Source organism: Dysgonomonas sp. HDW5B, from assembly GCF_011299335.1.
Classification (GTDB): Bacteria; Bacteroidota; Bacteroidia; order Bacteroidales; family Dysgonomonadaceae; genus Dysgonomonas_A.
In genome coordinates this window covers 1,110,424-1,136,078 of sequence record NZ_CP049858.1, presented here as the reverse complement: position 1 = coordinate 1,136,078, position 25,655 = coordinate 1,110,424, and the positions used below count along the sequence as shown (strand labels likewise).

The 25,655-nt window shown below is 36.9% G+C and carries 18 protein-coding genes; 4 read left to right on the top strand and 14 right to left on the bottom strand.

Features of this window, described 5'->3' with window-relative positions; all coding sequences use genetic code 11:
- Window positions 1-100: 100 nt before the first annotated feature.
- The 4 genes from G7051_RS04630 to G7051_RS04615 all read right to left on the bottom strand — a co-directional run bounded on the left by G7051_RS04630 (window position 101) and on the right by G7051_RS04615 (window position 6,389).
- Entirely contained in the window at window positions 101-1,759 is a 1,659-nt protein-coding gene (locus tag G7051_RS04630) for an OstA-like protein (protein WP_166111762.1), read from the bottom strand.
- A 149-nt stretch (window positions 1,760-1,908) separates the two neighbouring features.
- Complete coding sequence (locus G7051_RS04625) at window positions 1,909-3,279, bottom strand: peptidylprolyl isomerase (protein ID WP_166198833.1); 1,371 nt, start codon at window positions 3,277-3,279, stop codon at window positions 1,909-1,911.
- A gap of 96 nt (window positions 3,280-3,375) precedes the next feature.
- Window positions 3,376-4,281: a peptidyl-prolyl cis-trans isomerase gene (locus G7051_RS04620; protein WP_166111756.1), complete on the bottom strand. Its 906-nt coding sequence runs from the start codon at window positions 4,279-4,281 to the stop codon at window positions 3,376-3,378.
- A 143-nt stretch (window positions 4,282-4,424) separates the two neighbouring features.
- Entirely contained in the window at window positions 4,425-6,389 is a 1,965-nt protein-coding gene (locus tag G7051_RS04615; protein WP_166198832.1) for a peptidylprolyl isomerase, read from the bottom strand.
- 279 nt (window positions 6,390-6,668) lie between these two features.
- Here G7051_RS04615 and G7051_RS04610 point away from each other — a divergent pair, with 279 nt between their 5' ends.
- Window positions 6,669-7,958: an MATE family efflux transporter gene (locus G7051_RS04610; protein WP_166198831.1), complete on the top strand. Its 1,290-nt coding sequence runs from the start codon at window positions 6,669-6,671 to the stop codon at window positions 7,956-7,958.
- Window positions 7,959-7,979: 21 nt separating this feature from the next.
- On the opposite strand, the gene mtgA is transcribed toward G7051_RS04610, so the two are convergent.
- The 5 genes from mtgA to rsfS form a co-directional block, all read right to left on the bottom strand.
- Window positions 7,980-8,660 (bottom strand): monofunctional biosynthetic peptidoglycan transglycosylase, encoded by a 681-nt coding sequence (gene mtgA, locus G7051_RS04605; protein WP_166111747.1) that lies wholly within the window; start codon window positions 8,658-8,660, stop codon window positions 7,980-7,982.
- 236 nt (window positions 8,661-8,896) lie between these two features.
- A complete protein-coding gene (locus tag G7051_RS04600; protein ID WP_166198830.1) occupies window positions 8,897-10,048 on the bottom strand; it encodes a porin in 1,152 nt (383 codons plus the stop codon).
- Between the two features lie 281 nt (window positions 10,049-10,329).
- Entirely contained in the window at window positions 10,330-11,181 is an 852-nt protein-coding gene (locus G7051_RS04595; RefSeq protein WP_255493317.1) for a phosphatidate cytidylyltransferase, read from the bottom strand.
- Between the two features lie 190 nt (window positions 11,182-11,371).
- Window positions 11,372-13,414 carry an ATP-dependent zinc metalloprotease FtsH gene (ftsH, locus tag G7051_RS04590; RefSeq protein ID WP_166198829.1) on the bottom strand — a complete coding sequence of 681 codons (2,043 nt, stop codon included), beginning with the start codon at window positions 13,412-13,414 and terminating at the stop codon, window positions 11,372-11,374.
- Window positions 13,415-13,514: 100 nt separating this feature from the next.
- A complete protein-coding gene (gene rsfS / locus G7051_RS04585; protein ID WP_166111738.1) occupies window positions 13,515-13,874 on the bottom strand; it encodes a ribosome silencing factor in 360 nt (119 codons plus the stop codon).
- Between the two features lie 317 nt (window positions 13,875-14,191).
- On the opposite strand from rsfS, the gene miaA reads away from it, so the two are divergent.
- Window positions 14,192-15,112 (top strand): tRNA (adenosine(37)-N6)-dimethylallyltransferase MiaA, encoded by a 921-nt coding sequence (gene miaA, locus G7051_RS04580; RefSeq protein ID WP_166198828.1) that lies wholly within the window; start codon window positions 14,192-14,194, stop codon window positions 15,110-15,112.
- Here miaA and G7051_RS04575 read toward each other — a convergent pair.
- A complete protein-coding gene (locus G7051_RS04575) occupies window positions 15,092-15,949 on the bottom strand; it encodes a hypothetical protein (protein WP_166198827.1) in 858 nt (285 codons plus the stop codon). The two genes, miaA and G7051_RS04575, sit on opposite strands and share 21 nt — an antisense overlap.
- Before the next feature lie 191 nt (window positions 15,950-16,140).
- On the opposite strand from G7051_RS04575, the gene G7051_RS04570 reads away from it, so the two are divergent.
- Window positions 16,141-17,574 carry a CCA tRNA nucleotidyltransferase gene (locus tag G7051_RS04570; protein ID WP_166198826.1) on the top strand — a complete coding sequence of 478 codons (1,434 nt, stop codon included), beginning with the start codon at window positions 16,141-16,143 and terminating at the stop codon, window positions 17,572-17,574.
- A 67-nt stretch (window positions 17,575-17,641) separates the two neighbouring features.
- Here the strand turns inward: G7051_RS04570 and G7051_RS04565 are convergent, their stop codons facing one another.
- The 4 genes from G7051_RS04565 to G7051_RS04550 form a co-directional block, all read right to left on the bottom strand.
- The gene (locus G7051_RS04565) at window positions 17,642-18,511 is read right to left on the bottom strand and encodes a beta-1,6-N-acetylglucosaminyltransferase (protein ID WP_166198825.1); all 870 of its coding nucleotides are present in this window, start codon (window positions 18,509-18,511) and stop codon (window positions 17,642-17,644) included.
- Window positions 18,512-18,522: 11 nt separating this feature from the next.
- Window positions 18,523-20,913, bottom strand: coding sequence for a transglycosylase domain-containing protein (locus G7051_RS04560; RefSeq protein ID WP_166111723.1), 2,391 nt, complete (start codon window positions 20,911-20,913; stop codon window positions 18,523-18,525).
- 190 nt (window positions 20,914-21,103) lie between these two features.
- On the bottom strand, window positions 21,104-22,225 hold the full coding sequence (locus G7051_RS04555; RefSeq protein ID WP_166198824.1) for a PepSY domain-containing protein: 1,122 nt from the start codon (window positions 22,223-22,225) through the stop codon (window positions 21,104-21,106).
- 332 nt (window positions 22,226-22,557) lie between these two features.
- Window positions 22,558-24,969, bottom strand: a complete 2,412-nt coding sequence (locus G7051_RS04550; RefSeq protein WP_166198823.1) for a TonB-dependent receptor — start codon at window positions 24,967-24,969, stop codon at window positions 22,558-22,560.
- 345 nt (window positions 24,970-25,314) lie between these two features.
- Here G7051_RS04550 and G7051_RS04545 point away from each other — a divergent pair, with 345 nt between their 5' ends.
- Entirely contained in the window at window positions 25,315-25,644 is a 330-nt protein-coding gene (locus G7051_RS04545; protein ID WP_166198822.1) for a hypothetical protein, read from the top strand.
- Window positions 25,645-25,655: the final 11 nt, after the last annotated feature.

The window sequence follows — 25,655 nt, the reverse complement described above, 5'->3', positions numbered from 1 at the left end:
TGAGTTAGCTTTGTTTCGTTACGTATTACACAGTTTATAACGTGATTATAGTCTGTGTCGGAAACATACCTTTACTAAAGGTAAAGTCAGTTTGGAGAGCCTATTCGACAGTCTCGACCGCCGGTTTATTGGATCGTCGTTTGCCGGGGCTGTTTCCTCCTTTTCTTTTAACCTTCCTGAATACATCATCCCTATCAAGAGGGCGTATATAATCGAGCCATTCAAAATCCCGGAGTTTACCTTGATCGGGTTTCAAATCCGAAAGAGGGATCATTTTTCCTGTGGATTGAGGCCAGAGCTTTAGTTTTTCTATTTTCTTATCTTTGAAATCAATAGACAGATAACCACTTTCTGTCTGATTCATTCCCATCATCGACTTGTCTTTCTCTTCAGGATAGAATATCGATTCGGCGTTACCTTCAACCAATATGTGTTTAATCTGCTTATCTTCGAAGAAGGCTTTTAGGCTTCGTCCTTTGAGTTGATTGAAATGTGTGGAATCTTTCTGTTCTATCGAAAAAGCATTAGGTCTTATATGGGCTCTGTCAATTGTACTGTCATTGAAAAAGATACTAATGGAATCTCCTGATATCTGATTTGTTTCATTCCATAGAACCGGATTTTTGTACATGTACAGAATAGAATCTTTGGTTTTAAATACCAGCGAATCGCATACACCCTGCAAGTCGGTACGATAGAAACGAACATTGTAATAACCCTTAATCTCTCTATATACCGAATCGGTAATAAGTTTAAGAGTATCGGCATGCAGAAAAAGGCTGTCAGGCTGAGAATATTCAATGGCACGAGCCGAGTCGGTAGCCATAGCATAGTTGGTAATTTCGTTATAAAAACCATAATTGCCCGTCAGTATAATCTTTTTGATAGTATCCTGTAAAAACATATTACCGAATATTTCTCCATAACCTTCTTTTTTATGGTACGATATGGAATCTCCTATAAGAGTTCTGTTTCCTTCTTTGTTTACAATTCTCGATTGGTCTAACAATAATGATTGCTCGGTATTAGTGTCATACCATCCTTTTGTTGAATATATAATAGCACTGTCAGATTCTATTCGGGTAGGTCCTAATATGGTAGCAACTTTATTATTGGTATTGTATAAGAGAGTATCGGTAAACATTACAAATTTAGGATTGGTAAGTTTTACACTGTCTCTAAATAAAGCAAGCTGTTTCGACGGCTCATATTGTCCCCAGTATGACGTTAGCTCATTGAGAGAGTCTACAAGCATTCCTCCATCAAAGTAGTATCCTATATTATTGAGCCTGTCGTAATCGAGGCTGTCGGTGAACAAGGTTACATCACGATTTACTAATCGTACATTATTTCTAACTTTTAGCAGTTGGGTATTTCCATCGTATTGCAGGTAACTGCCATACAGAAAGAGTGTATCTCCTTGTTCGACACGTACCGTACCGAATGCTTCAAACTGATTGGTCGCTTCGTCGAGATAGGCACTGTCACAATACATAAAGGCACCATCGTGATACAAGACTACGCTGTCGATTAATATCTGAGGATCAAAGCCAATACGTTTATCGAGAGTTAATGCTTTTATTAATTGTATAACTTTCTTATTACCTGCCGATGCGGCTGTTTGAGGACCAATCGGGTGCTGGGGCTTTTTCTGTTGTACCAAAGCCTGAGCCGAAACATATATAATAAGCAGGCACAAAATAGCTGCTATGTGCATTTTGCGCCTGTTTCTTGGAGAATTCTTTATATCGTTATTCATCTTTCAGGTGATTGCTATAAGAAGATTATACTTGTTGTAGCAAAGATGTAAATTAAGGTCTCGAACCTTTTTATTATAATTTGAGTAATGTAAGATGTTAATGCTGTACCTTTTAATAAAAGACTTAGGCTCTCGTAAAGAGTCGGGTTTTATTTAATCCAGCCTTCGTGTTGGAAATCACAATTTTTCCAATCATCATTAATTCTCACATAGGTAGTTTTTATTTTTTCTTGTACCCATTTTTTTAGAACATCTTCTCTTTTCTTTCCTTCAACAATCGATTTCATTACCTGATAGTCATCCGAAAGGTTGGCTTTGTGAGCATTTATTCTTTCTTTTAATCTTACAATAGCAACTACTTCTTTACCGCTGCTATTAAGCATCGTGAAGGGTTGAGAAATATCTCCGACAGCCATTTTATCTACAACTTTGGCTACCTCCTGAGGTAGATCTTTCATCTCGAAATGAGCTGTACCTGAATAATTACTGTATTCACTTTTATTTAGCATAAGCCCCTTGTTGTTACGAGAATCTTTATCTGCCGAAATATGGGTTGCTGCCTCTTCGAATGTAAACTTATTAGCTTTTAAGTCAACTAATAAAGAATCCATGCGTACAGTTGTTTTTTTTAACTCTTCCGCCGGAACTTTAGGTTTAAGCAAAATATGTCGTGTATTTATACGATCACCTCTTTTTTCGATAAGCTGTATGATATGGAAACCATATTCAGATTCTACTATATTAGAGACTTTTGTTGGGTCATTCAGCATAAATGCAGCATTAGCATACTCAGGAACAAGTTGAGTTCGAGGCATAAAACCAAGTTCTCCTCCTCGTTTCGCAGATTCTATGTCCTCAGAGTAGAGTAATGCCAGTGTCGAAAAGCTCGATTCCTTTTTATTGATACGATCCGTAAAATCTCTTAAGCGATTTTTAACTGCATCTATCTCTGTAATAGGTATAGTAGGATTCATGGTGATGATTTCTACTTCTACTGTCGTATTTATAAAAGGCAAACTGTCTTGTGACAATTGTGTGTAATAGTTTCTGATCTCGGAAGGAGTAAGCTTTATATTACCTACAATTTTTCTTTGAACCTCAGTCACAATTTCGTTATCACGAACTTGTTCCCTCCATTCTTCACGAAGCTGATTGATCGATTTACCCAGATATTCTTCGAGTTTTTCTGGCGACCCCAAAGAAGCTATGGCATTATTTATACGTCTGTCGACAGTTCTTGATACGACATTGTTACCAACATCAATACTGTCTACCTTTGCTTGGTGTAGAAATAGTTTCTGAACGGCTAATTGTTCGGGGATTATACAATATGGATCACCATCAAAATGCTCTTTTTCAAGTTGCATCTGTAATTTTACTCCCTCTACATCTGATTTAAGAAGAGCTTCATCTCCGATTACCCAAACCACTTGATCAATAACATTGTCTTGTGCCTTCAAATTAAATGAAATAAAGCTTAATAAGCTAAAAAAAAGTACTGCTTTCTTTAAAACGGTCATCCTTGTATATTATTAAAAGAGGCGTAAATATAGCAATAATAGGTTGAAGTTATATTTCGAATATATTAAAAGAAGTTATAAGCCTTTGCCTGCTTATTATTTCTTTGGTTTTTCTTCCTTTTTCTGGTAGAATTTTATCTCATTATTGTCTGTCGCCTTCTTATATAAATCGGTTTCGATTTGTTTTAAGAAAGATTCGCGATGCTTGTTGATTAAAATATCCGTTATTTGAGGTTTTGCATATTCGTAAGGAGCCGTAGTTCCCGATGGAGCATACTCTTCGATATGCAAAAGATAGACGTATAACGAATCTTGTGTCTCGAAGTTTTTATTTGCCTTTACAAACTGGTCAACATTAGTTATAGGAGTTGGTATGTTTGTTACAATATCATCGAAATTGACCCAACGGTCATAAAAGTAATCGTAGATAACGGCATTCTGGAAAGAAGCTTTTTCGATTTTTTCTTTAGATGCTTCCGAAGTCGATTGGTACCACTGCCTGAAATTGTTGACTTCATTGGATGAACGTGGTATCTTTAAAAATAGTCCTTTGATTAGGTTAGACTCTAACTCAAAACTTTCCGGATGCTGATCATAATATTCTTTGAGGTCTTTATCTGATATTTTTTTTGATAATTCTTCTTTAAGAAGTTGTTCCAGATAAGTAAATACGGTAAGGGACTGACGATAGTTTTCGACCAATTCGTTTATTTTGTCTTGATCTGTTACGTTTTGTTTAGCCTTTTCGTAAATCAATTCGTCATTAATCCACATTTTGATATACGCCTCTGCCGCTGCTGTACTATCTGCCGAACTTAATCCTTCGGGAATCGCAGTTTCTATATCGGATTGGTATAATGTTTTTTGGTTTACCGACACTATAGGGTTGTTAGCTTTATCCGGATTTGCTTCTTTCTTAGAGGAACAGGCAGCAAATATGGAGAGCGTAATCGATGCCGTAAGTATAATATAGTATGATATCTTTTTTCTCTGTTTAATCATTTTGCTGTTTTTAGAAATATAAATATAGTATTTTATATTAAGTGAAAGGTCTTAGACCTATTTATTGATCATTCGTATATGTTGAAAAAATAGGAGTTACTCTACCCATTTAGCTACAATGAAACGATGAAAAAACTGTTGCTTTATTTCAAGCTGTTGAGAACATCATCGTTTATTTCTACCTTATACTTTTTGCGAAGAGATTCTATCCATTCCTTTTCTAAGATAGTTTGATATTCCGAAATTACTTGTCCCTTTACATCCTCGAAGGTTTCAGGGCTATTGACCAATTTTCCTGAAACTACAAATTGAGGATATCCTATGATTTCTCTGTTATTTTTGATCTTGAATATTTTTCTGTCGATAAAACCATTTTCACCTTTTCCCCAAAGACCCTTTTCTATATAAATATTTTTTATTGAATCGGAGTTTAGTTGTTGAGTCAAAATTGGCCCCAAAGCATCCTGATCAGGATACTTCTTGATTAATTCCTTTACCTTTTTAAGAGTGTTCTTATCTTTAGCATGTATAACATATCCTTTATACTTGGGTGATTCCCATTGGTATTTCGACGGATTTTCAGCAAACAAGTCTTGTAGAGCTTTTGTATCGTTTTGGGCTTTAGTCCATATTTCCTGATTCATGACATCGAATAATAGAATCCCGTCATAATACTCTGTGGTCAAGTGATGAAACTCCGGATATCTTTCATCTAAACTTGCTTTATGCACCTCTTGTTGTTTCCGAAGGATAAAGTCGTTCACTTTATGAGATAAAATATCTGTTGACAAAGTAAAGTTCGTATTTGGGTTTTCCGCTAAAAAATCCACAAAATCCATAACCTTATACTCTTTGTTGCCTATAGATAGTAGAGGCAGGTCGTCCAGAGGTGTTATTTTTTCGAAATAACTAGAATCTGCTATATGATAGGTGCTGGCAATAGCTTCTAACTGATTATATACGTATGAATTTAGGTTATAAGGAAACTCCTTTACTAATTTTTCTCTCTTTAGCTTTTTGATTAACTCATTTCTGTCATCTTGAGAAATAGCCTTGATTATTTGTTCCTTCAAGTTTTCCCAAGGGAGCTGGTAGCTTTTGTTGACTATTTTAAAGATATGAAAACCATAGTCCATTTCTAAAGGCTGAGATATTTCTCCTTCTCTCAGACTGAAAAGAGGCTCTTCAAATACCGGAGGTAAAGGATTGCTGATTCCAAACCATCCCAAGGCACCTCCTCTTGAGGCAGTTTGCTGATCTAAAGAATATTGTGCTGCAGTTTGAGCGAAGTTAGCTCCTGACAGCAATTCTTCGTATATTTTTTGCGCTTGACTGCGAACACTGTCTTTTTGAGCTGTGTCGGAGTCTTCATATGGATAAGGAAAGAAAATATGGGATAAATTAATTTGGCCTAAATCCTGACGTCTGTTAAATACCTTTATGAGGTAATATCCCTTATTGGTTCTTACCGGTTGCGATATTGAATCCAGTTCAGTTGTATACATCGCCTCTTCGACTTTCGGATCGAGCATTAAAGCTGTTTTCCAACCGAGATATCCTGGTATGCTAGATTTTCTACTTACACTGTCCTCCGAAAACTTGACTACTAGTTCTTCAAATTTCTTATCGTTTCCTTTTATGGCTGATTCTCTTATGGATACGATTTTTTTGTATGCCTCAAGTGTATCTTTAGGGAAGACATCTTCTGTAGGAAATGCAATGAAAAGTTGGCTGATTTGTATATTTTGACCTAATCTGTCATATATTTTTCGAGCAACTATCTCGGGAGAAATACTATCTGTTATGTATGGGTTTTGTGATTGTTCTAGATATCTGGAATATTCTATTTTGAATATTTCGTTCTGGTCTAATTGTAATGATTTAGCCTCTTCTACTTTTAGTTTAAGATCAATAAACGATCGAAGAAATTGATCAATCGATTGACTCTCTGATGAAGTTGTATTATTTGCCTTTTTATAGGCATATTCGAAATCAGATTTCGTGATTTTTTCACCATTGATTTTCATCAATATTGGATCAGATTGTCCGTATGTAATACAGCAAGACAAGCTGAGAAGAAGTGTAGCGAAACATTTAACTGTATTCATAAATTAGTTCAGATAAAAATTAAGAGTAGTAATTTTTTTGTAACAAGATTATTCAATAATAATATAAAGGTCAGAGACCTCAGATTAAACTTTTATCCAAAGACAAAGATATTAAGATTTTCTGAGAATTATTCGAGCATTGACATATAAGCTATTACAATGAATCTTAATTTTTAACAAATAGGAAAGTTATTATAAAATACTAAATTTGTAAAAATCTAAAATTGCTTCTATTTTTTTAATAAATAAAAGAGGTCAACGACCTTACTCTTTTTAGAAATGAATAAGAATATACTACGGCTTGCCATTCCCAATATAATATCCAATATAACAGTACCTCTTCTAAGTATGGTAGATATGTCTATTGTTGGACATCTGAGCCTCGAAGTATATATTGGAGCAATTGCAACAGTCAGTATCATCTTTAATTTTATGTACTGGAGTTTTTCTTTTCTAAGAATGGGAACCAGTGGCTTTACCGCTCAGGCATATGGTGCCGAAAACAATAAAGAAACCGCTACAGTTTTACTGCGTTCTTTACTTATTGCTTTGCTTGCAGGGCTATTGATTATCATGTTTCAGAATATAATATTCGATCTGGCCTTTAAGGTAATTAAAGCCAGTAGTGATGTGCGGTTGTATGCCGGTTATTATTTTCATATCTATGTATGGGCAGCGCCGGCAGTATTGGGTATGTATGCTTTCTCAGGCTGGTTTGTTGGTATGCAGGATGCCCGCACACCTATGTATATTGCCATAGCTGTTAATATAATCAATATTAGTTTAAGCCTGGTTTTTGTCTATGTTTTGAATATGGATATCGAAGGTGTTGCTTTGGCCTCAACTATTGCTCAAATTATGGGTTTTTTGATTGCATTTACTATTTGGTACTTCAAATATAAGGTGGTAAGACTGAATTTAGATTTCGATAGATTAAATAATATTGCTGCCTTCATTCCTTTTTTTAGAGTTAATTCTGATATTTTTTTACGAACAATGCTGCTTATAGCTGTTACTACTTTTTTTACATCGTCATCTGCTAAAATGGGGAATACGACTTTGGCTGCAAATGCACTGTTGATGCAGATGTTCACCTTGTTTTCATATATCATGGATGGCTTTGCTTATTCTGCGGAAGCATTAACCGGCAGGTTTATTGGAGCTAAAAGGCATGACGTGCTAAGCAAGTTAATAAAATATCTTTTTCTTTGGGGGACTATACTTGCTGTCTTCTTTACTTGTATATATGGACTTTTCACGGATCAGATATTGCAATTGCTGACCAACAAGGTGGATGTGATTGCCGCTTGTAAAGAATATCAGATATGGGTATTGTTGATTCCTATCGCAGGCTTTTCTGCTTTTCTCTGGGATGGAATATTTATTGGAGCTACAGCATCCAAACAGATGCGAAATTCTATGTTTGTAGCTGCTACCTGCTTTTTTGTGATCTATTATTTATATAGTAGTTGGGGGAATAATGCTCTTTGGTTTGCCTTTATTACTTATCTGGGTATGCGTGGTATAATGCAGGCTTTTCTGTATCGAAAAATAAAAGCCTCGTTTTAAGATCAGAATTCTCTATCATTTTTAATCAAAATTCACAGGTGGAATTTTACTCATCAAGCTAAGTATTTTAGCTTTTCGTTTGAGCATATAATTAGAAGGTTTTGCCGAATTGAATCTTTTGGGATTAGGTAGTGTTGCTGCTATCAATGCACATTCTCCGGCAGTAAGTTTACTTGCCGATTTATTAAAATGCTTTTGAGCTACAGCTTCTGCCCCATATATGTTTTCTCCCATTTCTATAGAGTTCAGATAAACCTCCATAATACGCTTCTTACCCCATAGTAACTCTATCAACACTGTGTAATAAGCCTCCAATCCTTTTCTGATATACGATTTACCATGCCATAAGAAAGCATTCTTTGCGGTCTGCTGGGTAATTGTACTTGCTCCCCGTACCCGTTTCCCTTTTTCAGCTTCATTCTGAGCCTTTTCTATTTGATTGAAATCGAATCCGGAGTGATCCATAAATAAATTATCTTCGGAAGCAACAACTGCTGAAGGCAAATATTTCGAAATTTCTTCAAGTGGTACCCAAGTATGCTCACAGTCAATTTTTCCTTCCGTAAATAACTGAGCAATATTATTAGTTACCATATAAGGTGTATAATATATGGGAACGAATTTAAATATCAGCACCTGTAGAATGCTGCATACGAAAAGACATATAATGATATTGCGGACCCATTTCCAGAATTTCTTCATTGAGGCTTAGTTTTTTAAGTGATTAAAGTATTTACTGATACATTTTAAAAATCAGAGCTGTCTGTTGTTTTAGCATTAGCCAAAGTAATAAATAGTTCAGAGAACCCATTCAGGTGCAAAAGTAGTAAATAATCATCTATTTGTATCGTCCTTTATCTGGTTTGTAAATGAGAAAAGGATAGTATCAGTAGTTCACTGATACTATCCTTTCGTTATTGTAAGATTTAATTATATCTTTAAAATACCACTTGGAATTGAGCGTATACAACGTTAGAATTACGTGCTGCCCATTTATTTGAGTAATCAGAATAAGTGTAATTGAGCTGCACCCGGCATTGTTGGTAGAAATAATAATTAGCACCGATAGTGTAATCAATTACTTCTGCATTAGTATCCTTATTTTTATTGAAGTAGTCTACTTTACCTGTTACATTTACTTTCTTTGGAACCACATTGTAAAGAACTGTTCCGTAAAGCCCTTCTTTTTTAATGCCTCCGTCATTTCCATGAAGCCACTCCGAACGTGCATAAAATCTGTCACCTCTATACTCGGCACTTAGTGCCCAACGGTCTCTGACATGAGTGGCTACGGGTGCAATTTCTTTGTCCAAAGTATAAGTTGCAGAGCCAAAGTAAACGCTACCTCCAAAGCGGAATCCTTTTATGGGTTGTAAAAGTACTTGAGCCGAGAAGTCTTTGTAATTATCTTTTTCAGGAGAAGATATACCGGATCCTTGAAACACACCGATACCATATTCGAACAAGTTATAACCTTTCATTTTGATTAAACTACCCGAGGCATTGATACCTATATCACGTCCTCCATTATTTCTTCCATTCTGTAGCTTCATAACATCATCAGCCATACTTGCTAGGCTAGAGATTGATCTAGTATTATATACAGTCTCTAATTGAGTCAGTGAAAATTGGTTTTCGATAGTAAAAGGCACTTTCATCTGTCCTAACTTTAAATTGAGAGCATCAGATGGAACCCATATACCATAGAGTTCGTGTACAAGAGGATTGGCAAAATCGAATAAAACGGTGTAACCGATATTATTATTAAGCTTTCCGTTCATACTTATGAAAACAAGTCGGGGGTTTAGATCATGTTTCACATTCGAAACATCACTGTATTTATACATCAATAATGCATAGCCTCCAAAATTTACATAAGGACTATTAAAAGCTTCCCTGATTTTATGGGGAATCAATTCTGTTTCTTTTTTTTGAGTTTTTGGTTGATTTTTTAGCATTATCTCGTCAGCTTCCTGTTGAGTTAATACTTGTTTCTCTACTAGTTTTCGAAGTAAGGTTGTGTCTGAATCCTGACCATACATGGTCATAACTGACAAAAGTAAAAAGGAGATGATGAATAGTTTTTTCATGATCATGGTGTATAAAATGAATAAGTGTGCGAATGTACAAAAATACGAAGATCTTTTTTTATCGATAGTGTATAAATAGAATCTATTTTTGCTATTGATGTTAAAATTGAAGATACTTTCGTCTGCATATCAAATAATACGCAATATTCAAAAGAATATTGTAAACAAAGGGGATGTAAGTGAAATTACAATTTAGCCTATTTAGCCTATTTAGCCAAAGAGACAATTTTTAGGTTGTCGGATGAAAGTAGGGTACAAGAGAGTGTAATAAAGCTTTCGATTTATCTATGGATGAAGAAAGATATAACCTCTACATATATAAACAGGGCAGGAATAGAAAAAATAACGCTGTCTATGCGATCGAGAATACCTCCATGTCCCGGAAGTATATTTCCCGAGTCTTTTACATTAAGAGTTCTTTTGAAAAGAGATTCGACTAAATCGCCTAGTGTTCCGAAAATAATCATCACAATAGCAAAACCAATCCATCCCCAAAGCGGAAGCTGAGTAAAATAGTTCGCGAAAATAACCGATGCGGCAATTGTGAATGCTGCACCTCCGATAAAGCCTTCCCATGATTTTTTTGGAGAGATTCGCTCAAACATCCGATGCTTTCCGAACAAAGATCCTGTGAGATAAGCAAAGGAATCATTGACCCATATAAAAACAAATAGAGCAAGCAGAAATGCATAATGGTATGACCTACTATCCATATCATAACCAAAAGCAAGATAGCTGAGCAATGATAATGGAATTGCTAGATATATTTGCCCCAATACGGCATATGCCAATGATTGAATCGGGTTAGTTCCTTTTAAAAACAGTTCGGAGATAAATAATGCAAGTATATAGATTCCGTAAGGAACCAGAGTAATAAGTTGCTTATCGGGAGAAGAGAAGAAGAAGTATCCGCCAATAAAAAGAGATAGACCTCCTAATGTATTTAAGACCCGATTTAACTCTGCATTTTTGGTCTTGCAAAGTAATCCATAGAATTCGTACAGGGCTAAGGTGGTAATCAGTGAAAATACGATCAGATAAGAGTATTGATTATATAAAATTCCCGCCATTAAGACAGCTATAAATACGATACCTGTGGCAATTCGGAGTCCAAGATTCTTTATATTCAACACTTATTTGATAGTTTTTATGATATGTAATAAAATTACAATACTAATATTATGTTATGCTTTTAACTATGGTACTTAGTATACTCTGAAAGTAAGCTATAAAATAACCCTGTTTTTATGCATTATGACTGCAAATATAATAAAAAAGGTATAGCTCGTGAAAACTATACCTTTTTTGTTTATTTTAAAAAAGTTACTCTGACTGATCTTCTTCGGCAACTAATCCTGTAGAAGAACCTATTTCGGTTAACTTTGCTTCTTGTTCTTGTTTCTCTTTTTCCTCGGCTTTAGCCGTATTACGCTCCACTTCTTTTTGGATTTCCTCGGAACGAGATATCCATGGTCGTGTTCCGAAGATGTCTTTCAGATCGGTCGCAAATATTACCTCTTTCTCGAGTAATAAATCAGCCAGCTTATTGTGGCCTTCAGTATGTTCTCTAAGGAGTTGCTTGGCTCTTTCATACTGAGAATTGATCATCGCCTGTACTTCTTTGTCAATAAGTAACGATGTCTCTTCACTGTATGGCTTGGTAAATCCATATCCTTGCCCTGAAGAATCATAATAGCAGATGTTAGGAAGTGCATCACTCATGCCCATGTATGAAATCATGGCATAAGCCTGTTTGGTAACTCGTTCCAAATCATTCATTGCTCCCGAAGATATATGTCCGATGAAGACTTCTTCTGCAGCACGTCCGCCTAACAAAGCACACAATTCGTCCAGCATTTGCTCTTTCGTCGTGATTTGTCTTTCCTCCGGTAGATACCATGCTGCACCGAGTGCTTTACCTCGTGGTACAATGGTAACTTTTACCAACGGATCGGCATGCTCAAGGAACCAGCTTAGCGTTGCGTGACCGGCTTCGTGAATAGCTATTGTTTTTCTCTCATTAAGAGTGGTTATCTTACTTTTCTTTTCAAGTCCTCCAACTATACGGTCGATAGCACTTGTGAAATCGCCTTCTGTTACTACTTTTTTACCGTTACGGGCAGCTATTAAAGCAGCTTCGTTACAGACATTGGCAATATCAGCTCCCGAAAAACCGGGTGTTTGGCGTGAAAGGAAATCCAGATCAACCGAATCGTCTATTTTTATAGGACGAAGGTGAACTTTAAAGATTTGTTTTCTATCATTAATATCGGGTAGATCTACATAAATCTGACGGTCGAAACGACCTGCACGAAGCAACGCTTTATCTAGAATGTCAGCACGGTTGGTTGCAGCAAGTACTATAACTCCACTGTTAGTACCAAAGCCATCCATTTCTGTTAGCAATTGATTCAATGTGTTTTCGCGCTCGTCATTAGATCCCATGTTTGGGTTCTTTCCTCTGGCACGACCTATAGCGTCGATCTCATCAATAAAGATGATACAAGGTGCTTTTTCTTTAGCTTGCTTAAACAAGTCTCTCACACGAGAAGCTCCGACTCCCACAAACATTTCGACAAAGTCAGATCCTGACATAGAGAAGAAAGGTACGTCGGCTTCACCTGCTACAGCTTTAGCTAATAGGGTTTTACCTGTTCCAGGAGGGCCTACAAGTAAGGCTCCTTTAGGTATTTTTGCACCGATTTCGGTATATTTTGTCGGGTTTCTAAGGAATTCAACCATCTCTTCAAGTTCTTCCTTAGCTCCGGCTAATCCGGCTACATCTTTAAATGTCGTTTTGGCATCGGGTGAACCTTTGTCATATAGTTGAGCTTTTGATTTTCCGACGCTGAATACTCCGCCACCTCCGCCGGAACCACCTCCCGACATACGGCGCATAATATATATCCAAAGCCCGATAAGTAGAACAAAAGGTAATAATCCTACGAGAATATCCGTAAAATCACTTCCTGTTTCATAGCTCACATCAATCTTATATGGGTTGTTGGCTATGACCTTATCATAAAAATCAGAAAATTTGTCAGCCGAAGGAATACTAACTATGATAGAAGGATTTTTGCCCATTTTGGCAGCTCCTTCCTGAAAGATATACTGTGCCGAATCGGGGCGTATATAGGCTTGCAGTGAATTCTTTTTATTGAATACTACAATTTTTTCTACATAGTTCTTTTCTGTGTATTTTTGAAAGTCAGACCATCCGACTTCTTTCACTACAGCGTCTTGTGAGAAGAAGTATATCCCAATTATAGACGCTAAAGCAATGATATATATCCAGTAGCTCGAAACGGGAATTTTAGGTCCTTTTCCACCTTTCTGAAGTAAATTTTTATTATCTTTTTTTTCCATACAGTAAAATCAGGAACTGACTAATTGTTTAGATTTTTTTAAATGCTATGTTCCGTGTATTGAATAACATCTAAAAAAAGTGATTGTTCATTCTTGGAATTTAGTCTATGTCGGGAATCCGTTCAATTTTGGCATCAGCCCACAGGTGTTCCAAATCATAAAAGTCTCTAAGTTCCGGTATAAATACATGAACAATAACTGTGCCATAATCGATACCTACCCATCTGGCTTCTTTCAAGCCGTCAGTAGTAATAGGTCGGTCCTGTATTTTCTTCTTGATACTATTTACTATTTCGTCCGAAATGGCAGAAACTTGCATCGGAGTATTTCCGTCGCAAATAACAAAATATTTACAAATAGCACCGGGGAGTTCCGAAAGGTCGATAGTTACTATGTTTTTAGCTTTTTTATCCTGGCAAGCAGCAATTATGTGATTAACTAAGTTTTTTACGTCATTCATTATTTGAGGATCAATTGTTTTTAAGTTTAATACTACTATCTCAAGTGCAACAATACTAATCTGTTATGCTAAAGATAATAATGTGAGAGGCGCGATACCTTATTGGATACAAATATAGCTGTTTTTTTTATTAAATTGAGTCTAATGTGGTTAACGTCATATAAAGAATATCTTTATAGCGACACTTTCTTTCAGATTATCAGTTACTGATCAATTTAATAAAAAGGCCGGTAATCTTAAAATCGTTAAACTGTTTATGATCCGAAGGAAAATAGATACCTTTGGTCGATAGCATTAAAGCTGACTTATTTTATAGTATGAGTTTATTCGATTTAGTTACAATATTAGGACCTACCGCATCAGGAAAAACCTCTTTTGCCTGTAAGCTGGCTAATGATCTGGATACAGAAATTATTAGTGGCGATTCGCGTCAGGTATACCGGGGGATGGATCTTGGTACAGGTAAAGATTTATCTGACTATGTTGTTAATGGTAAACCTATTCCTTATCACCTGATAGATATACGTGATGCAGGCTATAAATACAATATATATGAATATCAGCATGACTTTCAAGAGGCCTATAAATCGATAAAAGAAAAGAATAAGTTACCCATCTTGTGCGGAGGTTCGGGATTGTATATCGAATCGGTACTGAAAGGGTATAATTTGATAAATGTTCCTGAGAACAAAGAGCTTCGTCAACAATTAGAAGGCAAGTCTTTAGCCGAGTTGACAACTATACTTGCCTCTTATAAATCTTTACACAATAATACGGATGTTGATACTGCTCAGCGAGCAATCAGAGCTATTGAAATAGAGGAATATAAAAAAGTTAATGAAACCGATTGTAATGAATATCCTCCATTAAACAGCCTGATTATAGGAGTTGATATTGATCGTGAGTTAAGACGTACCCGAATTTCGACCCGATTGAAAGCGAGACTCGAAGAAGGCATGATCGAAGAAGTACAATCGCTGCTTGATGCAGGAGTTCCTGCCGAAGATATCTTGTACTACGGATTGGAGTATAAGTTCGTAACTCAATATCTTCTCAAAGAAATTTCTTATACACAAATGTATTCTGAACTCGAAATAGCCATTCATCAGTTTGCCAAACGTCAAATGACATGGTTTAGGGGCATGGAAAAGCGAGGACTCAATATTCATTGGATAGATTCAACTCTGCCCGATGACGAAAAGATTGCGAAAGTAAAATCACTTCTTCTCCTGAAGTGAATTAGGTAATACTACGGGAATACTGTCTCTTTTGGCATTCAAATATTTTATACGCATCTGGGCTTTGTCTTTGGCTGTAGCTAAACTGTCTTTTTGAAGCATCAATCTTGATAACTGGTAAGAGTCTGCAATTGCTTTCTTTTGAATGTTGGGAAGAGCAAATGATGTTGTGTTTTTCCCTTTAAGAGTTACAGTAAGCGGACTATCTGCATAAGCGAAAATGAAATTCGCCAGACCATTATCATGAACAGATGTTGCCTGAACTATCTCGTATTGTTTGCCCATATGGTTGAATCTGAAGACAAAGCCATCGCCTTCAATCGGTAGCGTCTCTGCAAATTTGCCATCCTTGGTATTTACCTTTATACTGTTGTGTATCTGTCCACCGATATATACACTTTCGATATACATGGAGCCATTGTCATTAACGCCCGATCGTAGAGTGGTGACATTAGGTGTGTTGCCCGAAATAGTTTTAGGAATGTATACACCATAATCATCCTCTTTTTCTTTTCGGTAGGTGAATAGCTTCTTTATAGAATCAATCTTTGGTTGATAGGCAACAATCAGAGAATCACAGTTGGTTATTTGTTTTTCGTCAGAAGCCCTTCTCACTTCTTGTTTTAGCGCTAATGCATCTTTTATCTCCTGAAATGCTTTGGGGAATAAAATCTGAATACTGTCTATCTTTTGAAGTGCAGCTTCGTATTTACCATTTTGATATAACGAATGTATATCGATGAGATACTCTGTTGCCAAAGAGTTTTTCCTTTCTCCGCATGATACTATTCCCAATACTACCAAAAGTAGGATAAAAATATATTTAGTCTTCTTCATAACCAACGTGTTTTTTACAAAAATAATATTATTTTGCCGCAAGTACGCCTTATTGTTGTAATTTTGTACTGTGGGTCGCAGACCTTTTTATTTGTTGTAAGGATGAAACTGTCTGGTTGTCACGTATCGGTCAGACGTATAGCTATGCTCCCGCAAATAAAAATAGAACAATACATATTTAAGAATACTTGATGAATTATTTAGACAATAAATATATAGAGAAGCATTTTTCGGGAAAGATATTTGATATAATCAGTGAATGTGCGGATGAAATGGGATTGGAGTGCTATGCAATCGGTGGGTATGTGAGAGACATATTCCTGCATCGCAAATCGAAAGATATAGATGTGGTAACAGTAGGTAAAGGGATTGATTTGGCACAAGCTGTTGCCAAACGTTTGGGGCGACCCACTAAGTTATCGGTCTTTCATAGCTTCGGAACTGCTCAGGTGAAGCACAAAGATATAGAGGTAGAGTTTGTCGGTGCCCGGAAAGAATCGTACGAAAGAGGTTCCCGCAAACCTTTTGTTGAAGACGGTACACTCGAAGATGATCAAAATCGCCGCGATTTTACGATAAATGCATTAGCTATCTGTTTGAATAAAAAACATTACGGTAAACTGCTTGATCCTTTCGGTGGGTTGGAGGATCTGGAGAACTGCATTATTCGTACACCTCTTGATCCTGATATAACCTTTAGTGACGATCCTTTGCGAATGATGCGCGGAATACGCTTTTCGAGCCAACTCGGGTTCGATATCGAAGGTCGGACTTTTGACGCTATCAGTGCGAATAAAGAGCGTATCAGTATTGTTTCTCAGGAACGCATTATTGATGAATTAAATAAAATAGTATTATCTCCCAAGCCATCTGTAGGTTTTTTGTTGCTTGATAAAACTGGCTTGTTAGAACTTATATTTCCGGAGCTCGTTGCTCTTAAGGGGGCTGAAACAAAGGATGGAATAGGGCACAAAGACAATTTCTATCATACATTGGCTGTGCTGGATAATATCTCCAGAAAAACAGATGACCTTTGGTTGCGCTGGGCTGCCATTCTTCATGATATTGCTAAACCTGCAACAAAGCGTTGGGATCCTAAATTGGGTTGGACTTTTCACAATCATAACTTTGTAGGAGCGAAAATGACTCACGGTATATTTCGTCAAATGAAATTACCGTTGAATGAAAAGATGAAATATGTTCAAAAGTTGGTGGGGTTGCATATGCGTCCTGTTACTTTGGTTGAAGATGTGGTTTCGGATTCAGCTGTCAGACGCTTGTTGTTTGAAGCAGGAGATGATATTGAAGATCTGATGACCTTATGTGAGGCAGATATAACTTCGAAGAATCCTGATAAAGTTCGCCGTTTTCTGAAGAATTTCGAAATAGTACGTCAGAAGATGAAAGATATTGAGGAGAAAGATCATGTGCGTAATTTTCAGCCCCCGATTTCGGGTGAAGAAATTATGGAGATTTTCAATATTCCTCAGGGAGCGATGGTTGGTCGGCTTAAATCTTCCATAAAGGATGCCATATTAGATGGTGTAATACCTAATGAATATGATGCCGCCTATAAATATCTGGTTGATAAAGCAGATACTTTAGATTTGAAACCCATAAAATAAAGCAAATCATTATAAGCGGTTTTGTCAAAAATAAAAAGCAAAGGTCTGAAACCTTTGCTTTTTATTTTTATATGCTAGAATTACGTGAATCCAGTAATTTTTCAATAATCTCGTTATCTACTTCACTGTCGAATTTTCGAGCAAATGGGCAGGTGTTTTTTCGGATATTATCATAATCCTCTATTCTTAAAGTACGAGGATATTCAGGTCCCGTACCCCAATCAAGATAAGTGATATGTTCGTTTTTTATTTTACAGTTTGATGTGGCTAAGATCGTTTGCATCCATAGCTCATCGGTGCAGAAACAGTATTTTAGCCTTTTCATAAATCGTGGATTTTCGTCGATAAAAGAGATCAGATAATCCATTGCATCCTGTCTTAGAAGTACCCAGTTCGATCCCCCGTAAACATCCATTCCTTTGTAGAAAGGTCTTCTTGTATTGTATTTTAGTTGTATCTTTCGGATATTACCGATCAGCTTCCTGCGAAAAGTATCCCAAAGGCTATTGCCTGTTATGTCATGCTCCCAATAAAGCTCGTATCTGTTTATTCCTCCATTATAAGCCCAATGCTTTATTGGCAGTTTGTCTGAAACAATATAGCTGGAGTCATTTTTATAGATGAAATTCTTGATCTCTTCATTTGATCGCAATGGTAAGTCCTGACCACTGATCAATGCATAGTACTTATAGTTTCGTTTATAAGCCTGTTGAAAGAGAAAGAGAGAACATGCTGATAAGTTATACCCTCCCCATACGACATGAAGTTTCGAGTAGAACCGGATATTAGGATACTTAGCTGTAAGTTCTTCTTTGTTTATCGCTGACGTCTTATCAATATGAACATATAAATCGAAATCATCTGCTAAATTACTCAACAGTAATTCGAGCTGGGGCTGATTTTTATGAGCTATGATTAGAATCGCGATCTCATTCATTGCATTGCAGTTTAGTAAAAGTTGAACATGTCGTCAATACCACCTCCTTGCTGAATATCAGCAGCATTCATAAGAGGTTCTCCGTCAGCAGTTGATCCTGCACAAGGATTCGGATTGCCGGTCACTTTACTAAATTGGTCTTCTACCGAGTAGCCTAAAGTAGGATCGGCATATACCTTTTGCATGAATAATCCGAAGATCGGAAGAGCCATACTGGCACCTTGCCCCTGAGCTGTACGGTCGAAGTGGATGGAGCGATCTTCACCACCTACCCAAGTTGCAGTAACTAATTTAGGCGTGAATCCCATAAACCAACCATCCGAGTTGTTTTGGGTTGTTCCGGTTTTACCTCCCATTGGAGCTCTCAGATTATATTTATATCTAACTCTGCTACCTGTACCTCCGTCCATTACGGCACGTAACATATCAAGCATTTTTACAGAGGTCATCTCATTAAATACCTCTTTCATTCGAGGTTCAAATGTTGCAATAACATTTCCATGAGCATCCTCTATGCGGGTTACATAGGATGGTAATGATCTGATTCCCTTATTAACAAAAGCGGTATAAGCTCCTGCCATTTCGGATACGGATACATCGGGAGTCCCTAGAGCAAGAGATACTACGGGATCTATCTTTCCTGTAATACCAAACGAATGTAAGGTACGCACAAAAGAGTAGGGGGATGTCTGTTTCATCAGATAGGCAGTTACCCAGTTATCCGAGTTTTGTAATCCCCATTTGATAGATACCATTTCGCCTACTCGTGAAGATGAAGCGTTACGTGGCGACCACTCTTTGCCATCTTCGGTGATCAGCACTTGTTGCACATGGAGCATCTGGTCGCAAGGTGTCATACCTTCTTCCATAGCCAGTGTATACAGGAATGGTTTTATGGTAGAACCTACTTGTCGGCGTCCCACGCTTGCCATATCATATTGGAAATATTTGAAATCAATTCCACCTACGTAAGCTTTAACCTGACCGTTGTGAGGTTCCATAGCCATGAATCCGGCACGTAAGAAACTTTTGTGATAACGTATCGAATCCCATGGGGTCATGGTTGTATCTACATCTCCCGACCAAGAGAATACTTTCATGTCGGTAGGTTGTTTGAACACTTTAAGTATTTCACTATCAGAATAACCTTCTCTCTTCATATTTCGATAGCGGTCAGATACTTTCATCGATTTGTAGATCAGAGAATCGGCTTGCTTGGCAACACTGGAAGAGAACGGAGCGTATGAGCGTCCCTTTTTCTCCTTGTCGAATAATGGTTGCAGGTCTTTGCTTAAATGTTCCTTCATAGCTTCTTCTGCATAAGTTTGCATTTTAGAATCTATAGTGGAATATATTTTTAAACCGTCAGTATATAAACTGTATGGTTTTCCGTCTGCTTTTTTATTCTTGTTACACCATCCGTACAATGGATCTGTTTCCCATGAAAGAGAATCCAGCGTGTATTGTTCTTGTTGCCATGATGCATAATTGTCGCGATCGGGTTTCTTGGCTGTCATTGCCACACGTAGATATTCTCTGAAATAAGGAGCTAAACCATCTTTATGGTCTACTCTTACGTAATCAAGAACCAGTGGTAATTCTTTTAAAGAATCCAGTTCGGCTTTAGTAATGTAATTTGCCTTATACATCTGTTCCAGCACAACATTACGACGCCCTCTTGTTGCATCGGGTCTTCTTTTGGGATTGAAGTGAGACGGATTTTTACACATCCCGATAAGGGTTGCCGCTTCTTCTATTGTAAGGTCTTTCGGCTTTTTATTGAAATACACCTTAGCAGCCGATTGTATACCCACTGCATTATTAAGAAAGTCAAATTTATTAAGATATAAATTGATGATTTCCTCTTTGGTATAGTTACGTTCCAGTTGAACGGCAATAACCCATTCGATTGGTTTTTGAAGCACCCTGTCTACAACGTCATCTACAGGAGGTGAGTAAAGTTGTTTTGCTAATTGCTGAGAAATGGTACTACCTCCACCTCCGCTTTCTTGCTGGAAAATAACACGCTTAACAACTGCACGTCCTACTGCATATACGTCTATACCCGAATGTCCGTAAAAACGGGCATCTTCGGTAGCAACCAGAGCTTGCACCAAATAGGGAGATAGTTCATCGTAACTCGAATATATTCTATTCTCTTTACTTTGAGAGTAGGTTCCTAGTAGTTCATTGTCAGATGAGTATACTTGTGAAGCGTACTTGTCGATAGGATTTTCCAAATCTTCGATGGGTGGGGTGTAGCCTATAGCTCCACTGGCAATAAGTGTAAAAACTGTAGCCGTAATTAATATTACAGTAATAAATATTATCCACAGCAATTTCACAATCTTTTTGGACTTATTTCCTGAATCTTTTCCTTTTTTCTTATCCTGTTTGCTCATATAAATAATTTCAAGTATTTATTGCTACTCCGATGAGTATAACTGCCTTTAGTTATTTCATCAGTCAAAGCAATAGACCTTAATCTTCGAAACATAAATGAAAATCAATTTCTCGATTAATGTTTTAACCGTGCGAAAGTAATCAAAAACAATCAAATATCACAAAAGATTGATTCAGTTTTATAAAAGCTTAGGATACAAGTGGTGTTGACCTATTCTTTCTTGGTTTTTTCTTAATACTTTTTAGGTAAAATATATAATATCCGGTAAGTGGTAATGTGCCTCCGATGATACAAGCCAGACATGTCAAAATGCGTATAATAATCCCTCCGAATGCTCCTACATGCAGAGCGTAAGCCCATGACATTATTTTAGAGACCGATTTTTGCTCCGAAAAAAGAGATGCTTTGATAATTTCGCCCGAATTATTATCCAAAGTGTATTTATCTGTAGCTCTTAAATGAGGCGCCGATTTATCCAATACTGTTGCTGAACCATCTGATATAGTGATGTATTCGTTTTGTGGGACTTGTTTGGCTAAATTATCCAAAGCCATTTGCCACGATTGGTAATTTATTTCTTTTGTTTTTTTGCCCTCTCTTTCGCCGCCACCGTGTCCCCCTTTTTCGGCAGGGATTTCTACTCCGAATAATTTGCACACTCCATTTCTATACCATTCAAAAGACCACATCAGTCCTGTAAGTGCAGAAATGAGCAGGAACACACATACATATATTCCAAGACTAACGTGAAGATCGTGAAAGAAGCGTTTCCATCCTGATTTCGTTTTTATTGTGAATCGGCTTTTTAGCTTCTTCTTATCGGTAGGAGCCCACCATACAAGTCCACTGATGAGGATAAATACAAATAATATAGTAGTTATACCAACGGTGTATTTACCCCATGTGCGCGATCCGTCCATAAGCCATCTATGTAATGACATCATCGTGAAGAAAAAGCTGTCTCTGAAACTGTATGTTCCTTTTAGTTCTCCCGTGTAAGGGTCAACAAAAGCCGAAATGCGGAATCCATTGGATAGAGAGGCTATATAGGTACGTTTGGGGTCGGAGCTTACTTTTATACCCGAAACTGTATTGTCTTTGAGTTGCGTATTGACTATCGGTATTAGTTGGTCGATAGGTATCTTTTTATCTTTTACTTCTTCAACAAAGTAACGTTCGGGATAATATGCTTCGAGGATTTCTGTTTCAAATGAAAGGATGGCACCTGTAATACAAATTATTGTAATTATTAAGCCCACAGGCAGAGATAGCCATAAATGTACTTTTTTGAAGAATTTTCGAGTTGTCATTGGGTTTAAGTAAAAGTTAGAATTTGATGTATGGACTATATTATGCCCATAGCAAAGCAATAAAAAGGTCTGTGACCTTAAAAAATGAACCGATGTTCTGAATTGTTATTCAAAACATCGGATACACTTTGTCATTAAGTCAGTAAGTTATATTTAAAGTCAAAATATTTATATTATAACGTTAGCAAAGGTAGGAGTAACTCAATTACTCTGCAATCGCAATTAATGATGAATTTGTAACGGTTCAATCACTATTTATGGTGATTGAAATAAAAAGGTTTCGCTCTTGAGCGAAACCTTTTTAGTAAATTATTCATGAAAAATAAATTTCATTAAAATCTATAAGCTACCATTGCTGCAAAATTGCGAGGGTCAATTTGATTGATATATCCTCCACGGAAATAAGAATTATATCCTAGCTCATCAAATATATTATTCATAAATACACGGGCAGTAAAAGGACCTGTTGTATATCCCAACTGAACATTTACAGTAGTGTACGCAGGCATATCGAATGGTTTAATGCCCGGAGCATAGATGTGTCCATCATAAGCAGTGCTAAATTCATTAACAGGACGTTTTCCAACATAATATGTTCCTAAACCTATAGATAAGCCCTTTAATGTACTTCTGTCTACAGTATAATGTATCCAACCATTGGCAGTGTGTTTTGGGGCATTCATCGGAGCCGATCCGTTTACATAAGAAGGACTGTTTTCATATTTTGCATCTAAATAAGCATACCCTAGCATGACTTGCAAGTTATCTAGTATACGTCCGTTTAATTCAACTTCAACACCTCTTCTTTTTAAATCTCCTGCTTTGTATACATAACCGGTAGTATTAGTTGTTCCGGGGATATACTCATTGTTGGTTAGATTTTCAGTAATAATGTCGAAATAAGTAAAGTTAAAACGAAGTCTGTCTCCCAACCAGTCAGATTTGAATCCTACTTCAAATTGTTTAGTAACTGAAGGGCCTGCTTCTGTAATGCTGTCAGTAAGTATACTTGCTGCTCCTCTTAGACTTGTACTTGTTGTATAAGATGCGAATACATTTACATTCTTAATCGGAGTCACCATTACCCCTACCATTGGGTTCCATGCATCTCTTGTCTCATTTCCTGCTGTAGCGTTCAGATTCGATATAGAACTGTAGCGTATCCCTAGAATTAATTTAAGATAATCGTTTATGGTCATTACTTCCTGAGCCATTAATCCGTAAGTCGAATATTTAGATCTTACAGGATCAGCTTCCTTGCCTAATCCGCTTTTCTTTATTTTATCGGCAGAAGGAGGTGTGTTGTTCACCGGATTTAAAACATTTATAGTATCAACCACCATAGAACCTAAACTTGTCGTAAAGGCATCAGCTATACGGTAATCAAAACCGAGCTGAAAAGTGTGTTTGATTGTACCTGTATATACGTCTCTTCCGATGAAGTCTAATTGGAATGTTGTATTCTTGTCATCTCTTTGAGATCGGGATATCGTACGCTGTCTTATCTCATAATCAACAGGTTTTCCTTTCTTTGCTACTGTGGCTAGTCCTGTAGATGTATTGTCGAAGTTATAAGACGAGTTGAAATAAGCAGCCCTAATACTTAACTTGTCAGTAATCATGCGGTTTAAACGAGCCGAATAAGTCAACATCTTTGTGTTCACATTGTCAATACCTTTAAATCCTAAGAACTTATCGAAAGGCATCTCGTATAAGGCTTCTGTACCAATATCTGCAAGGTTTACTGTACTTGTTACCGGAGTTGCATCTTCATTCAAATAGTCTAGCTCAAGATTAACTGTGGTTTTATCATCGGGACGCCATTCTAAAGATGGGTTTATATATGCGCGGCTTGATGATACATATTTACGGTAGTTATCTGCACGTTCATATGCTCCATTCAAACGGAAAGCAACAGTTCTGTTTTTGTCCAATATAGTTTGCACGTCAAAAGTTGGGCGTACTTCACCCCAACTGCCTACTCTAAGGGTTGCTTCACCGGTATTTACAAATTTAGGAGTTTTGGTTACCACATTGATAACGCCGCCTGCATTTCCTAAATCGGTAATAACACCTTGTGTTACCGCAGCAGATCCTTTTATCATCTGTAAACTCTCTACACCTTGCATATCTACTACACCGGATGCTGTTTGAAACTGAGAGTCCATTCTTACGCCATTTTTCAATACAGGTATTCCACGGAAGCCACGAGTTGACATGCTTTCCTTTACACCACCGTATGAACCGAAAAGAGTAACCCCAGGTACGTTTCGTAAGGCATCTGTAAGGGTTAAAGCACCTTGTTCGGCAATCACTTTCTCTGATATTACCGATATGGTTTGTATCTGCTCACTTGGGCGTAAGGGCATACGGGTGATCAATTCTAGCTTTTCAGGTTGTTTATGGCGTTCGCCAAAGACTTCAACTTCATTTAATGTATTACTTACTTTTAAATCAAAACGTATTGTTTGTCTGGAGTCATCTGTTATTGTAACCTCTTGCTTTTTTGAATCGTATCCGATGAAGCTGGCCGAAATTTTAAATGTACCGTTGGGTAGATTTTTGAATCTGAATTCTCCATTGTCATTTGTGAGGGTCGAGTAATTAGTTCCTTCGATCACAATTGTTGCTGAAACGAGCGGCTCTCCGTTTTCGTCGTAAACACTTCCTCTCACTCTTTGTGCTGAAGCATATGTTGCACATATCAAAAGCAATAAAAGTGAAAAATTAATTTTTTTGAACATGATTTTATTTATGGTTTAGTTAAAATTGATATAAATTAGAAAAGAGTTGCAAAGGTCAAGATTCGAGACCTTGGTGTCAATCGCAATAAATAATGATATTATATATCGATTATAGCTTAATCTAGGTATTTGGTATATGTAATAGCTCGTGTTGAGGTAGGTTGATTAAGAAGTTGCGATTTGTATACTCGCTAAAATAAGTATTGTTTTATTCCAGAATTATCACTTTTTATCTCGGTTGTATCTGCCGGGATTGTAAAAAGGTCTGTGACTTTGTAACTTCACTTTTGTAATTATGTCTAGTTTGTATTGAAATTATTTATCTTTGTCAAAAAGAAATTTAAAATGAGTCGATCTAAGTTAGTTTTGTTGTTTGGTATCTTTTTCAGTATGTTTTTCATGGCTTGTTCAGAGCCAAGCATACAGGATGATGCCCAGAAAGCAGCTGAATTGTCGAGATTATCGAATATTTCAGCTATGGATAATGATTTGGGTGCTGCCGGAAAATTGTATAATGAAGCCCAGGAGATTATGAATAAATACAGGCAGAATGGTAAGTTTGATGAGTTTTATCAGCTATATAGTAGTTATTTGCAGGAAAGTGCAGCTTTAGAAGATCAAAAAACTCACACTATATCGTCCGAGTCCGGATCTGATTTAACGCCTAATAATTAAAAAACATAACT

Bases quoted from the DNA above. Each gene is read 5' to 3' on its own strand.
- G7051_RS04610 (WP_166198831.1), top strand. From the start codon at position 6,669: ATGAATAAGAATATACTACGGCTTGCCATTCCCAATATAATATCCAAT.
- ftsH (WP_166198829.1), bottom strand. From the start codon at position 13,414: ATGGAAAAAAAAGATAATAAAAATTTACTTCAGAAAGGTGGAAAAGGA.
- miaA (WP_166198828.1), top strand. From the start codon at position 14,192: ATGAGTTTATTCGATTTAGTTACAATATTAGGACCTACCGCATCAGGA.
- G7051_RS04555 (WP_166198824.1), bottom strand. From the start codon at position 22,225: ATGACAACTCGAAAATTCTTCAAAAAAGTACATTTATGGCTATCTCTG.
- G7051_RS04615 (WP_166198832.1), bottom strand. From the start codon at position 6,389: ATGAATACAGTTAAATGTTTCGCTACACTTCTTCTCAGCTTGTCTTGC.
- G7051_RS04625 (WP_166198833.1), bottom strand. From the start codon at position 3,279: ATGACCGTTTTAAAGAAAGCAGTACTTTTTTTTAGCTTATTAAGCTTT.
- G7051_RS04620 (WP_166111756.1), bottom strand. From the start codon at position 4,281: ATGATTAAACAGAGAAAAAAGATATCATACTATATTATACTTACGGCA.
- G7051_RS04550 (WP_166198823.1), bottom strand. From the start codon at position 24,969: ATGTTCAAAAAAATTAATTTTTCACTTTTATTGCTTTTGATATGTGCA.
- rsfS (WP_166111738.1), bottom strand. From the start codon at position 13,874: ATGAATGACGTAAAAAACTTAGTTAATCACATAATTGCTGCTTGCCAG.
- mtgA (WP_166111747.1), bottom strand. From the start codon at position 8,660: ATGAAGAAATTCTGGAAATGGGTCCGCAATATCATTATATGTCTTTTC.
- G7051_RS04600 (WP_166198830.1), bottom strand. From the start codon at position 10,048: ATGAAAAAACTATTCATCATCTCCTTTTTACTTTTGTCAGTTATGACC.
- G7051_RS04570 (WP_166198826.1), top strand. From the start codon at position 16,141: ATGAATTATTTAGACAATAAATATATAGAGAAGCATTTTTCGGGAAAG.
- G7051_RS04560 (WP_166111723.1), bottom strand. From the start codon at position 20,913: ATGAGCAAACAGGATAAGAAAAAAGGAAAAGATTCAGGAAATAAGTCC.
- G7051_RS04545 (WP_166198822.1), top strand. From the start codon at position 25,315: ATGAGTCGATCTAAGTTAGTTTTGTTGTTTGGTATCTTTTTCAGTATG.
- G7051_RS04630 (WP_166111762.1), bottom strand. From the start codon at position 1,759: ATGAATAACGATATAAAGAATTCTCCAAGAAACAGGCGCAAAATGCAC.
- G7051_RS04575 (WP_166198827.1), bottom strand. From the start codon at position 15,949: ATGAAGAAGACTAAATATATTTTTATCCTACTTTTGGTAGTATTGGGA.
- G7051_RS04565 (WP_166198825.1), bottom strand. From the start codon at position 18,511: ATGAATGAGATCGCGATTCTAATCATAGCTCATAAAAATCAGCCCCAG.